We start from the raw sequence: 13,006 nt of genomic DNA, 5'->3' as shown, positions 1-13,006 counted from the left end.
GCCGGAGGCCACGGAGGTGGACTTGATGAACTTGCGGATGCGGGCAGCGCCCATCTCGACGACAGCCATCGGTCACACCTCCTCGACAAAGCCAGGTCACCGGCGGCAACACCGGTTGCCGCTCGAACAGGATGGAGCTTAGACGTGGACGGGGGGCGGCGCCATCGAATTACGGGACCCGGCAAGAGGGCTGTGCAGAGTGCAGGGGCGCCTCGGGTTCTTGCGCCGCGCGACAGCCCATGAGCACATTCCGTCAGGAATGCGCCTTCAGTTGGCAATGTCGCACTACGGACACCATTCCCCTGCCCCGCCCCTAGTGTTCTTGAGGTGTCCGCCCACCGCGGAGCCATGGCGGGCACGGTGCACCACGTTCGGAGGCGGGTTCCGATTCTGCAAGCATCCGCGACGCGGGGATACGCCGACCAGCCGCTGAGGGCGCCGGGTCTCGTGGGACGGCGGCAGGAAGTCGCCGAGGTCAAGCGGTTGTCGGCCGGGCATCGGCTGGTGACGCTGACCGGGGTGGGCGGGGTCGGCAAGACGCGGCTGGCGCTGCATGCCGTGCCGGGGCTGGCGAGGGCCTTCGGCGACGGGGCACATGTCGTGCAGCTGGTCGGGGTGCGGGACGCCTCGCTGGTGCCGCTGGCGGTGATCGAGGCGCTGAACATCCTTGACGCGTCGGGGCGTTCGCCCCTTCAGGCACTGGTCGACCATGTCCGCGACCGCGAGCTGCTCCTCGTACTCGACAACTGCGAACACCTCGCCGACGCCTGCGCGGAACTCACCGCGACCCTCCTCGCGGAGAGCGCGCGCCTGCGTGTGCTGGCCACCAGCCGGCATCGGCTGGCCGTGGACAGTGAGCACGTCCTGGAGGTGCAGCCGCTGGCGACTCCCTCGCCGGGAGAGCGACTCCCGGCGAACGCCGCTCTGGAGTATCCGGCGCTCGCCCTGTTCGCCGACCGGGCCGCGGCCGTGCTGCCGGGGTTCGCGCTCACCGCGGACAACCAGGACGCGGTGGCCGCGCTGTGCCGCCGGCTCGACGGGCTGCCCCTCGCGATCGAGCTGGCGGCCGCGCGGCTGCGGGTGCTGGGCATACGGCAACTGCTGGAACGCCTCGACCGCCGCTACCGGCTCCTCGCCGAGGACGGAGACGACGACCGAGCCGGGGACCGGGGGAGGGACCGAGCGGGCGACCGAGCCGAGGGCCACGCGGGGGACCGAGCCGAGGGCCGATCCGGCGACCGAGCAGCGGACGGAGCCGGGGCTCACGCGCGAGACCGAGCCGGGCAGCACCCCCGCGGCCGGGCCAAGGACCGGACCGAGCAGCAGCACCCCCGGCACCGAGCCCCGTCCCACCCCGGCGATCGCCCCCCGGGCCTCCCCGCAACCGACCACCTCCTCCCCCGCCACCGCACCCTCCGCGCCGCCGTCGACTGGAGTCACGAGCTGTGCACCCCGCAGGAACAGACCCTGTGGGCACGTGCCTCCGTCTTCCCCGGGACCTTCGACGTGGACGCCGTGGAGGAGGTCTGTGCCGGGCCCGATCTGGACCGCGACGAGTTGGTGGACGCCCTCACCGGGCTGGTGGACAAGTCGCTGCTGGTCCGGGACGGCGACGCGGTGCACGCCCGGTACCGGATGCTGGAGTCGATCCGGCAGTACGGACTGGACCGGCTCCGCGAGACGGGCGAGGGCGCGGAGGACGCGGCCCGGCAGCGCGTACGGGAGTGGTGTGTGCGCTTCGCCGAGGAGTGCGAGCGGCGCTGGTTCGGCCCCGACCAGCCGGAGCTGGTCCGGCGGCTGCACGCCGAGCTCGACACCGTCCGCTCGGCGCTGGAGTTCTGTCTGGACACACCGGGCGAGGCGCAGACGGGGCTGCGGCTGGCCGGGCATCTGTGGTTCTTCTGGTTCGCCTGCGGCACCTGGGTGGAGGGCCGCTACTGGTACGAGCGGCTCCTCGCCGCCGCGCCCGAGCCGACCCGCGCCCGCGCCCGGGCCCTGTGGGGGCTCGCCCTGATGCTGCTGGTGCAGGCCGACGCCGCGCGGGCCGAGCCCCTCGCCGAGGAGTCGTACGAACTGAGCCTGCGCCTGGCGGACGGCACCGAGGCCGCACACACCTTCCTCACCCGGGGCGGCTCCGCCCTGATCCGCGGTGACTTCGAGCGGGCGCGGGAGGTGTACGAACAGGCGCTGTCCCGGCCGCCGCGGGAGAACGAGCTGATGAGCCTGGTCGGGTTCAAACACGTCGAGCTGGCCTTCGTCCTGACCATCCAGGGCGAGTACGACCGCGCCACGGCCCTGTGCGAGGAGTTCCGGCAGACCTGTCTGGCCGCGGGCGAGCGCTGGGTCCACTCGTATCTGCTGCGCATACTCGCCTTCACCGAGTGGTCCAAGGGCGACCGGGCGCGGGCCAGGACCCACGCCCGGGAGTGTCTGCGGCTCAAGCGGGTCGTCGGCGACGTACTCGGGATCGCGATGACCCTGGAACTGCTCGCCGCCGTCCACGCCGGGGACGGCGAGGGGCGGCCCGCCGCCGTACTGCTGGGCGCGGCCGACCGGATCTGGCGGCACACCCGCTCCACCACCACCCGCAACCAGTCGCACGGCCCGGTACGCCGCGCCGCCGAGGAACGGGCCCGTCAGCTGCTGGGCGACGGCGGGTTCGGCAGCGCCCACCGCGAGGGCCTGGAGCTCTCCTTCGACCAGGCCGCGGACTACGCGCTGGGCAAGCGGGCCACACCGCGCCGCCTCGGCCTCGACATCCGGCTCACCCGGCGTGAGGCCGAGGTCGCCGAACTCATCGCCCAGGGACTGACGAACCAGCAGATCGCCGACCGGCTGGTGGTCGCCCGGCGCACCGCGGAGGGCCATGTGGAGCGGATCCTCAGCAAGCTGGGGCTGACCTCCCGCAGCCAGGTCGCCCTGTGGGCCGTCGGGCGCCAGGACGCCGGCCACGGTCATCGAACCCAGGAGGCAGAGACATGAACCGCACACCCGCAGGACACCACGTCGGCGTCCACTCCAGTGACGAGGAGTTCCTCGCCGTCCTGGTGCCGTTCCTCAGGGAGGGCATCGCCGCCGAGGACGAACCGGACCCACTGGCCGTCGTCCCCGCCCGCAAGCTGGTCCTGCTGCGCGACGCGCTGGGCCCCGACGCCCGCCGCGTCGACCTCCGCGAATCCACCCGGTGGTACAGCGGCACCCCGGCGAACGGCCTCGCCGTCGCCCTCGACTACTACGCCGCGCACGCGGGCCCCACCGGCCGGATCCATATGACGGGTGAGCCCGTCTGGGACGGCCGCTCCGCACGCCAGACCGCCGAATGGACCCGCTACGAGGCCCTGGTCACCGACCTGTTCACCCCCTACCCGCTCACCGCGATGTGCCTGTACGACACCCGCATCGCACCCCCGGCCGTCATCGACGCCGCCCGCCGCACCCACCCCACGCAGCTGGACCGGCAAGGCGTGCACACCGCCCCCGAGTTCACCGAACCCGCCGTCTACGTCACGCAGGACCTCGCCCCGCTGCCCGCCCCGCCACCGGAGGCGCTCGCGCTCGGCCTCGCCGGGGACATGACCGCCGCCCACCGCTTCGCCGCGCAGCAGGCCAAGTCCCGGGGCATGGCACCGGAACCGGCGGACCGCTTCGGCGAGGCCGTCTCCGGCGCCACCGGCTACGCCGCCGCCCAGGGCCTCGACAGCGCGCACCTGCTGCTGTGGTCGACCCGCGAACGCATCGTCTGCGAAGTGCGCACCCCGCGCGGCCGCATCACCGACCCGTTCCTCGGCTTCCGGCCGCCCGGCCCCGAGCCGCGCCCGGAGGACGGACTGTGGCGCACCCGGCAGATCTGCGAGTTCGTGGACCTCAGGTCCGAGCACGCCACCGGCGGAGGGTGGACCATCCGCATGGAGACCGCGCTCACGGCCACCGGCTGACGGCGACACAGCGCGCGGATACACGCGGATCCACGTAGTTTCCCCCGAGACCCCCGCGTCCCGTACGACGCATGGTTGAGGCGAGCCGAAGGGTCGAGGGGAAACGACGATGCCGAACGACCATCCGCGCGGCCACCCCGTGGGCGGCGGTTGTACGACGATTCTGGGCCCGGGGAGATCCTCGGTCCGCCGGGCCAGGACCGTCGTCCGCACCTGGCTCCTGGAGTACGGCCTCCTGGACCCCGTCGACACCGTCGAACTGCTGGTCAGCGAGCTCGCCACCAACGCGGTCCGGCACGCCCCCGGCCGCTACCGGCTCACCCTCACCCTGGACCCGGAGGCCGGCCTGCTGCGCTGTGCCGTGGCCGACGAGGGCCCGGACCTCCCGCCCGACCGCCCCGACCGCCCCAGCGGCACAGACGCAGACACGGACACGGACAGGCACACCGACACGGACGCGGAAGGCGGCCGCGGCCTGCTCCTCGTCGACGCGCTCGCCGACCGCTGGGGCTGCGAGCGCGTCGCGGGTGCGGCCGCCAAGGAGGTGTGGTTCGAGCTGAAGGTCGAAGTGCCCTGCCGGGTCACTTCACGGTGCAGCTGCGCCCGTTCAGCGTGAAGTCGTACGCCGGGGAGTTCGTGCCCTGCCAGGAGGCGAGGAAGCCGAAGGCGAGGGTGCCGCCCGCGCCGACGGACTTGTTGTACTCGGCGGCGGTGGCGGTGACCCGGGAGCCCTTCTGGGAGAAGCTCGCGTCCCACATCTGGCTGACCTTCTGCCCGTCGTCGAAGGACCAGGCGACGCGCCAGCTGTCGAGGGCCTCGTCGGTGGTGACGGTGACGGTGGCCTGGAAGCCGTCGGGCCACTGGTTGACCAGGTCGTACTTGACCTCGCAGGTGGCGGGGTCGGTGGTGCGGGGAGCGGGCTTGTCGTCGTCGCGGGCGGCGGAGGAGGTGGTGCCCTGGGGCTCCGGGTCGGGGTTCTGCCTGCCGGGGCTGCCGCTGTCGGACGGGGTGGGCGAGGAGGACGGCGACGGCCGGGTGGTCGCGGACGGCAGGACGGAGCCGGGGTCGGCCACCGGCTGGCTGTCGGCGGACTCACCGGGGCTCACGGCGCCGTCCGACATGCCGCCGTCCATGGGCATCATCGAGACGCCCAGGGCCAGCAGGGACACGAGGACGGCGGTGACGAGCAGTCCGTTGCGCACGACCCGCGCCTTCGCCGTGCCGGGGTGCGGCGGGGCCGCGTCGAGCGCCGCCGGGCGGCCGGCGCCCAGCCGTACCTCCGCGGCCCTGCGTCGGCGTTCCAGATAGGCGAGGCCGCCCCAGCCGATCACCCCGCCCGCGAGCGCGCCGGGCAGTCCGCCGCCGTGCAGCCGCAGACAGGCGGCGGCCTCGGCGCACTGGACGCAGGTGGCGAGGTGCCGGGAGAGGTCGCCGGGGGTGTCGCCGGCCGAGGAGCGGGTGACCGCGTCGAGGAGGCGGGCGTAGCTGCGGCACTGCGCGTCCATCGGCGTGTCGAGGTGGTTGCGGTGGCTGCGGTCCCTGAACAGGCCGCGCACCTGGTTCAGTTCCTCGGCGACGTTGGTGGGGTCGAGGCCGAGCCGGCGGGCGACCACGGACAGCGGCAGTGCCTCCACCTCGGCCAGCCACAGCAGATCCGCGTCGGCCTCCTGCATGTCGCGCAGGCCGCGCAGCGCGAGCGGGCGCTGCAGCGGCGGGCCGGTGTAGCGGTCGGCCTTCTCCGAGTTGAGCCACAGGCGCAGATCGGGATCGAGCCGGTGTCCCTGGCCACCGGCCTCCCAGGCGGCGGCCGTGGTGCGAACGGCGGTCAGCAGCAAGGGGATCAGGGGCAGCTGCGGCGGCCGCCGGCCCGTGCCCCTGGCCGCTGCGGGGTCGGCGGCGCGGGCCTCGCGCATACCGAGTGCGAACGCCTCCGTCGCGAGCTGTGTGGCCGCGGCGGAACCGGCCGTGCACAGATCGGCGTAGGACAGCACGGCGTCCCAGTACTCCGAGAACCGTACGGCCTCGGTGGCGTCATGCGGGGTCGGCAGGTCGGGCATCGGACTCCTGCATCGGGGAGCGAGGTCAACTCACCTTATTGGCAACGGAGTTGTGGGGAACCTCGCGGCAGCGCCCGAGCTTTTCACGTGTTCCACACAACTGACAAGCTCAGCTTTCAGATTCGGTTACCCGCGGTTCGGGCTCACCCACGACGTGTTGCCTTTGTTGTGTCTGTTACTCCTGAAGAGATACGCGAAAAGGGCCCGGATGTCTCGACCCGGGCCCTGTCCGATTGTGGCGAACTCCGCGGCGAACTCCCGCGACCACACCTTCGACTACACCTCGACCGGCTCCTGAGCTGGGAGGCTGTCCATGAAGGAGCTCACCGAGAAGACGGCGCGGCCGGGGCCGGGTTCGCCGTATCCGGGGGGCGAGGAGAGGCCGAAGTCCTCCATCGTCTGGCGATAGGCCTGCAGCAGCCGGATGTGGTACTCCAGCGGCGCGCCCTGCGGGTTGGCCTTGCCGAGCGGGGTGGTCGGCTCGGGGCACCAGGTGGTGAAGCGGGGCGTGATGCCGTGCGACATGAAGAAGCGCAGGCCCTCGGTGGTGGAGTCGATGGCCTCGTCGACCGTCTTGAAGCCGAAGGGCTCCGCCATCTCCACGCCGGCCACGAAGTTGGGGATCACGTTGCGGGCGCCGAAGACGTCCGCCGAGTCGAGGATCCGCTTGTGCCACTCGTCGCGGCCGACGTACCGCTCCTTGCCGGGGCAGTACATCTTGAACAGATACTCGTCCCACACCTCGTAGTTGGGGTGGTAGATCTGCACGCCGTAGTCCTTGAACCGCTGCACGTCGTCCTTGGGCAGCGCCTGGGCGACCACCTTGCCGATCCAGCGCCCCGGGAAGTGCTCCTCGATGGCCTTGGCGTACCGCCCGTAGAAGTCGGCCTCGTCCCGGCCGCCGACCGTCTTGGTGATCGCGCCGCCGGTGAGCGTGTAGGCGGTGGACGCCTTCTGGGTGTCGTACCGGTTGATGATGTCGAGGGCTTCGAGGACCTCGTCGACGTCCTTGACGCCGGTGTACGGCCGCCCGGCGGCCTTGTGCTGGCGCCAGTTGTGGTTGATGTCGCAGTACTGGCACTCCTCCTTGGCGCCGAAGTACTGGCAGACCCGGAAGACGGTCAGATAGATGAGATAGCCCCACTGGATGGTGGGGGCGACCTCCATGACGGACTTGCCGTTGGAGAGTTTGTGCTTGTAGTACTCCGGCATCGGCGGGACACCGACGTCGGCGATGCGGCGGCCGTCGAGGTAGAGACCGAGCACGCCCTCCTCGTCGGCGGCGACGCGGTACGGCGAGGCCGGGTTCACGCGCACGGAGACGACGGTCCGGCGCAGGTCGTACGGCCCGCCCGTGAGGATGATCTCCTCCGGCGGCCGGCGCAGCGCGGCCTCGCCGAGTTCGGGCAGGGTGCCGTGGTCGAAGGAGAAGATGAAGTACGACTTCGGCTTGACCTCACCCCCCTCGTTGTCGCTGAGCGCGGACGGATCGAAGGCCACCCCGCCACGCAGCAGATCCTCTTTGAAGACGGCTTCCCGCGGTACGTGCGGGAATCGCTCCATCAGATCCTCGACCAGTGCGGTACGGCTGCCCATCCGTAATCTCCTCCCGGCTCAGGCGTTCGACTCCTCACGTTATGCCCCCGCCGGTCCATCGGGCGTACCGGGTCCCCTCGCGCCGAGCGATATGTGCCAGGAAACGGGTTTTGTCATATCTCTTGCGGTGTGCATCGGGGGCGTACGCGCCCGGTCAGGCCCCGTGCTCCAGCGCCGCCGCCTCCACCGGGAACCGCACTCCCCCGCCCGCCACCAGGCGCTCAGCCTCCTCGGCCACGGCCGTGCCGAGGCGGCTGAGCTCGTTGCCCTGCGAGCCCGCGAGGTGCGGGGTGATGAACACGTTGGGCAGGTCGTGGAGGGGTGAGTCGGCGGGGAGCGGCTCGGGGTCGGTGACGTCGAGGATCGCGCTGAGGCGGCCGGTGCGCAGTTCGCCGACGAGGGCGTCGTGGTCGACGAGGCCGCCGCGCGCGGTGTTGATCAGGACGGCTCCGTCGGGCATCAGGGACAGCTCGCGGCGGCCGATGAGGTGGTGGGTCTGCGGGGTCTCGGGGGCGTGGATCGTGACGATGTCCGAGCTGCGCAGGAGGTCGTCGAGGTCCAGGAGCGGTACGCCGAGTTCGGCCGCCCGCGCGGTGGAGACGTAGGGGTCGGTGAGGGCCGGCCGCAGGTCGAAGGGGCGCAGCAGTTCCAGCACCCGGCGGCCGATCCTGGACGCGCCGACGACGCCCACCCGGCGGCCGTGGTTGCCGATGCCCGGGACGATGCCCCAGCCGGGGTGGGCGCGCGAGCCGCGCAGGGTCTCGCGGGCGACGAAGACGTCCTTCCCGGCGAGCAGGATCATGGCGAGGGTGTACTCGGCGACGGGACCCGCATTGACGTCGGCGGCCGAGGAGACGGCGATGCCGCGGCTGAAGAGTTCGGGCGTGGCGAAGCCCTTGACCGAGCCGGCGGAGTGCAGGACCGCGCGGAGCGCCGGGGCCGCGTCGAGGACGGCCGTGTCGATGCGGGGGCAGCCCCAGCCGGTCACCAGGATCTCGGTGCGGGCGAGGGCCTCGCGCACTCCCGGGGCGGTGAAGTCCTCGGCCACCAGGTCCGGGTCGATGTCCACCGCCTTGCGCAGCCGGGCCAGCACCTCCGGCGGGAAGACATGCGGGAGGTTGGCGGCGGTCATGGCGAACAGCGCCTGCGGACGCTCGGGCAAGGCGGTGACCCCCGGTCGGTCGAGTCGGTCGAGGAAAAGCGATAGAAACCGCTCTCTACGGTAGGTGTCGACGGATGAGAGGGTCAACGGAAAGACACCTTGCCGAAGGGACGACAGGGATGACGGAGACGGTCACCAACTGGGCCGGCAACATCACCTACGCCGCCAAGGAACTGCACCGGCCGAGCTCGCTCGACGCGCTCCGGGCACTCGTGGCCGACAGCGTGAAGGTGCGGGTACTGGGCAGCGGCCACTCGTTCAACGAGATCGCCGAGCCGGGCACCGACGGGACGCTGGTCTCGATCGCCGGCCTGCCGCCGGTGCTCGACGTGGACACCGGGGCCCGTACGGTACGGGTCTCCGGCGGCGTCCGGTACGCGGAACTGGCCCGCGCCGTGCACGCGCGCGGCCTCGCGCTGCCCAACATGGCCTCGTTGCCGCACATCTCGGTGGCCGGGTCGGTCGCGACGGGGACGCACGGCTCGGGCGTGGGCAACGGCCCGCTGGGCGCGGCGGTGCGGGAGGTCGAACTGGTCCTCGCCGACGGGTCGACGGTGACGATCGGGCGCGGGGAGAAGCGGTTCGGGGGCGCGGTGACCTCGCTCGGCGCGCTGGGCGTCGTCACCGCGCTCACCCTGGACCTGGAGCCGGCCTACGAGGTCGAGCAGCGGGTCTTCACCGAACTGCCGCTGGACGGGATGGACTTGGCGTCGTTCGAGGCGGTCATGTCGGCGGCGTACAGCGTGAGCCTGTTCACCGACTGGCGGGAGCCGGGCTTCAGGCAGGTGTGGGTGAAGCGGCGGACGGATCAGCCGTTCGGCGACTTCCCGTGGGCCGCGCCCGCCACCGAGAAGCTGCACCCGGTGCCGGGGATGCCGGCGGTGAACTGCACCGAGCAGTTCGGGGTGCCGGGTCCCTGGCACGAGCGGCTGCCGCACTTCCGGGCGGAGTTCACGCCGAGCAGCGGGGCGGAGCTGCAGTCGGAGTATCTGCTGCCGCGGGAGCATGCCGTCGACGCGTTGTATGCGATCGACGGTATCCGGGAGACGGTCGCCGGTGTGCTGCAGACCTGCGAGGTGCGGACGGTCGCCGCCGACGAGCAGTGGCTCAGCCCGTCCTACGGGCGGGACACGGTGGCGCTGCACTTCACCTGGATCGAGGACACGGCGGCGGTGCTGCCGGTGGTGCGGCGGCTGGAGGAGGCGCTCGACGGCTTCGGGCCGCGGCCGCACTGGGGGAAGGTCTTCACCACGCCGGGCGCGGTCCTGCGCGACCGGTATCCCCGGCTGGACGACTTCCGGGCGCTGGCGGGCGCTCTGGACCCTGAGGCAGAATTCGCCAACGCCTTCGTCCGGGACGTGCTCACCGACTGACTTTATAAAGCCCCTTTCCTAACCCCTTGTCGAAAGTCCCCGGCGGGTCATAGCCTTGCGCCGCGCCGGTGCCGCTGTCGTCCCGGCACGAGCCGAAGGGATGGGCGAACCCGGTGAAGCGCACCTCACGTGACATCCGCACCGCGAACCGCTACGAGGTGCTGCGCCAGATCATCGCCGCGTCGCCCACCTCCCGGCAGGAGCTTGCGGCCGCCACCGGGCTCAGCCTGGCGACGGTCGCCACGCTCGTCGGCGAGCTGCTCGACCTCCGGATGATCACGGAGGTCGGGTTCGAGGACTCGGCGGGCGGCCGCCCCCGGGGACTTGTCGCGGTCAACGCGTCGGGGGGCGCGTTGATCGGGGTCGACATCGCGGAGACCTACGTCCATGTCGAGCTGTTCGACCTCGCGCTGAACGTGCTGGCCCGCGCCGAGGAGGACGTCCGCCCCGGCGAGAGCCTGCCCGAGCAGGTCGTCGGACATGTCGCCGCCGTGGTCGGCCAGGTGGTCGCGCAGGCCGGCGTCGAGGGCGCCCGCGTCCTCGGGGTCGGGGTGAGCGTGCCGGGCCAGGTGGACCGGGACACCGGCTTCTCCGAGTACGCGCCCAACTGGGACTGGCACGACGTGCCGTTGCTCGACCTGCTCACCGAACACATCGCCTACCCGCTGTACCTGGACAACCCGCTGCGCGCCTCCGCCGTGGCCGAGCTGTGGTTCGGGGCCGCGCGGGGACGCGGCAACGCCGTGGTGGTCAACCTCGGCACCGGAGTGGGCGCCGGGCTCGTCCTGGGCGGCGGGCTGCACCGCGGCGTCAGCAACAGCGCCGGCGAGTGGGGCCACACCACGATCGTGCTGGACGGCCGGGAGTGCCGCTGCGGCAAGCACGGCTGCGTCGAGGCGTACGTCGGCGCGTCCGGGATCATGCTGAATCTGCGGGAGCTGAGCCCCGACAGTCCGCTGCTGCACCCGGACGACCAGACCGCCACGATCGCCGCGCTGGCCGACGGGCTGCGCCGCGGCGACCCGGTGGCGGCCGGTGCGCTGCGGGACACCGTCCGTTACCTCGGGGCCGGGATCGCCAACCTGGTCAATCTGTTCAACCCCGAGGTGGTCGTGCTCAGCAGCTGGGTCGCGGCCGCCCTCGGCGAGTTGCTGGTCGCGGAGGTGCGCGAGGCCGTCGCCCGGCACGCGCTGCCCCGGCCGATGGCCGCCACCGAGATCGTCCTCTCCCCGATCCCGACGGACCCGGTGTGCCTGGGCGCGGCGACGTTCGCGCTGGAAGGGGCACTGCAGTCGGTCGGGCAGAGGTCGCCGAAGAAACGCACCACCCCCGTCAGGGCACCTCGCCAGGAGCCGCACGTGCTGAACCGCAGCAACTCGCAGCAACCGTAGGCCGGTCGCGGGTCGCCGGTGCGGGCTTCCGCGACCCGTGGCGTCCGGTATTCCGAACACCCCACAACGCTTCGAGCAGACTTCGTCCAACCCCTTGCCGAAGCCTTAGCAGAAGGTTAACGTCCCGCACCGCAACTCCATTTGAGCCACCTGGCGCTGAGCCGCTTCAGGCCACCGGGCAACAGAGCCGCAGCCGTACTCGAGACAAGGACGTCAGCATGTCGGCATTGAGCAACAACAACTGGTCCCGTCGATCCCTCTTCCGCGCCGCCGCGGGCATGGCCGCCGCCGGCACCCTCGCCGCGTGCGGCGGCAACACCGGCCGCGGCAGCGGTTCGGGGGACACGCTCGTCCAGTACTTCCACGCGTACGGCGAGGCGGGCACCGAGCAGGCCATCAAGCGGTACGCGAAGGCCTACAAGGACGCCAACATCACCACGCAGTGGATCACCGGCAACAACTTCGAGCAGAAGCTGTTCGCCGCGCTGCTCACCAAGAACGCGCCCGACGTCTTCGAGTTCCACCCGCAGATCCAGCTCGTCAAGAGCGGTCAGGTGGCCGACCTGACCGACATCATCGAGCCGGTCAAGAGCGACTTCAACCAGGCCGACATCACGTCGCACACGGTCGACGGGAAGATATACGGCGTCCGGATGATCGACGACCCGCAGTTCTTCTTCTACCGGCCCTCGATGTTCGAGAAGGCCAAGGTCGAGGTCCCGCAGACCCTGGAGGAGCTGATCGAGGCCGCCGCAAAGCTCAAGACCAGCAAGGTCAAGGGCGCCTACCTCGGCAACGACCTCACCACGGTGCAGAGTCCGCTGATCTGGTCGGCCGGCGCCGACACCCTCACCGCGGACAACAAGCCCGCCTTCAACACCGACGAGGTGGCCGAGGGCTTCAAGCAGCTGCGCACCCTGTTCACCAGCGGCGACCTGCTCCTGGACGCCCCCACCGACTGGTGGGACCCCTCCGCCTTCACCCAGGGCCTGACCGCGATCCAGTGGTGCGGCATGTGGGCCATGCCCGCGATGATCGAGGCGCTCGGCGACGACATCGGCATCTTCCCCTTCCCGAAGGTCGGCTCCGCCGGCAAGGAGTCCGTCTACAACGGCGGCTGGTCGATGTTCGTCAACGCCAAGAGCAAGAACGTCGAGGCGGCCAAGGAGTACGTGAAGTGGCTGTGGATCGACCAGAAGCAGTACCAGGAGGACTGGGCGACCTCCTACGGCTTCCACATCCCGCCGCGCACCTCGATCGCCGAGTCCGCCACCAAGCTCAAGACCGGCCTGCCCGCCGAGGGCGTGAAGCTCTTCAACGAGTTCGGCCACTTCGACAACATCGGCTGGACCCAGGCGATGATCTCCGCCGTCAACGACGTGGTGGCGAACTCGGTGCGTAAGAACGCCGACCCCAAGTCCCAGCTCGCCACGGCCGAGAAGAAGGTCGACGCCGAGCTCAAGAAGCTCTTCGGATAGGCCGGCGGACGGAT

General features: G+C 71.4%; 9 protein-coding genes. 6 read left to right on the top strand and 3 right to left on the bottom strand.

Going from position 1 to position 13,006, the window contains the following annotated elements:
• Window positions 1–447: 447 nt before the first annotated feature.
• The 3 genes from PH203_RS07625 (at window position 448) to PH203_RS07615 (ending at window position 4,551) form a co-directional block, all read left to right on the top strand.
• On the top strand, window positions 448–2,982 hold the full coding sequence (locus PH203_RS07625) for a LuxR C-terminal-related transcriptional regulator (RefSeq protein WP_289917782.1): 2,535 nt from the start codon (window positions 448–450) through the stop codon (window positions 2,980–2,982).
• Window positions 2,979–3,935 carry an MEDS domain-containing protein gene (locus tag PH203_RS07620; protein WP_289917780.1) on the top strand — a complete coding sequence of 319 codons (957 nt, stop codon included), beginning with the start codon at window positions 2,979–2,981 and terminating at the stop codon, window positions 3,933–3,935. The genes PH203_RS07625 and PH203_RS07620 overlap by 4 nt, the downstream gene beginning before the upstream one ends.
• 109 nt (window positions 3,936–4,044) lie before the next feature.
• Window positions 4,045–4,551 (top strand): ATP-binding protein, encoded by a 507-nt coding sequence (locus PH203_RS07615; protein WP_289917777.1) that lies wholly within the window; start codon window positions 4,045–4,047, stop codon window positions 4,549–4,551.
• Here PH203_RS07615 and PH203_RS07610 read toward each other — a convergent pair.
• The 3 genes from PH203_RS07610 to PH203_RS07600 form a co-directional block, all read right to left on the bottom strand.
• Window positions 4,517–5,992 (bottom strand): cellulose-binding domain-containing protein, encoded by a 1,476-nt coding sequence (locus PH203_RS07610; protein WP_289917776.1) that lies wholly within the window; start codon window positions 5,990–5,992, stop codon window positions 4,517–4,519. The two genes, PH203_RS07615 and PH203_RS07610, sit on opposite strands and share 35 nt — an antisense overlap.
• Before the next feature lie 276 nt (window positions 5,993–6,268).
• Complete coding sequence (locus PH203_RS07605; protein ID WP_289917774.1) at window positions 6,269–7,588, bottom strand: radical SAM protein; 1,320 nt, start codon at window positions 7,586–7,588, stop codon at window positions 6,269–6,271.
• A gap of 154 nt (window positions 7,589–7,742) precedes the next feature.
• Window positions 7,743–8,750 carry a hydroxyacid dehydrogenase gene (locus PH203_RS07600; RefSeq protein ID WP_289917772.1) on the bottom strand — a complete coding sequence of 336 codons (1,008 nt, stop codon included), beginning with the start codon at window positions 8,748–8,750 and terminating at the stop codon, window positions 7,743–7,745.
• Between the two features lie 119 nt (window positions 8,751–8,869).
• On the opposite strand from PH203_RS07600, the gene PH203_RS07595 reads away from it, so the two are divergent.
• From PH203_RS07595 to PH203_RS07585, 3 genes are all read left to right on the top strand, one after another.
• The gene (locus PH203_RS07595; protein WP_289917770.1) at window positions 8,870–10,123 is read left to right on the top strand and encodes an FAD-binding protein; all 1,254 of its coding nucleotides are present in this window, start codon (window positions 8,870–8,872) and stop codon (window positions 10,121–10,123) included.
• A gap of 113 nt (window positions 10,124–10,236) precedes the next feature.
• The gene (locus tag PH203_RS07590; RefSeq protein ID WP_289917768.1) at window positions 10,237–11,514 is read left to right on the top strand and encodes an ROK family transcriptional regulator; all 1,278 of its coding nucleotides are present in this window, start codon (window positions 10,237–10,239) and stop codon (window positions 11,512–11,514) included.
• A 218-nt stretch (window positions 11,515–11,732) separates the two neighbouring features.
• Window positions 11,733–12,992 carry a sugar ABC transporter substrate-binding protein gene (locus PH203_RS07585; RefSeq protein ID WP_289917767.1) on the top strand — a complete coding sequence of 420 codons (1,260 nt, stop codon included), beginning with the start codon at window positions 11,733–11,735 and terminating at the stop codon, window positions 12,990–12,992.
• Window positions 12,993–13,006 lie beyond the last annotated feature (14 nt).

Source organism: Streptomyces sp. S.PB5, assembly GCF_030403745.1.
In the GTDB taxonomy this organism is placed as follows: Bacteria; Actinomycetota; Actinomycetes; order Streptomycetales; family Streptomycetaceae; genus Streptomyces.
The sequence above is the reverse complement of the archived record's forward strand: the minus strand, read 5'-3'. Positions and strand labels throughout refer to the sequence as shown.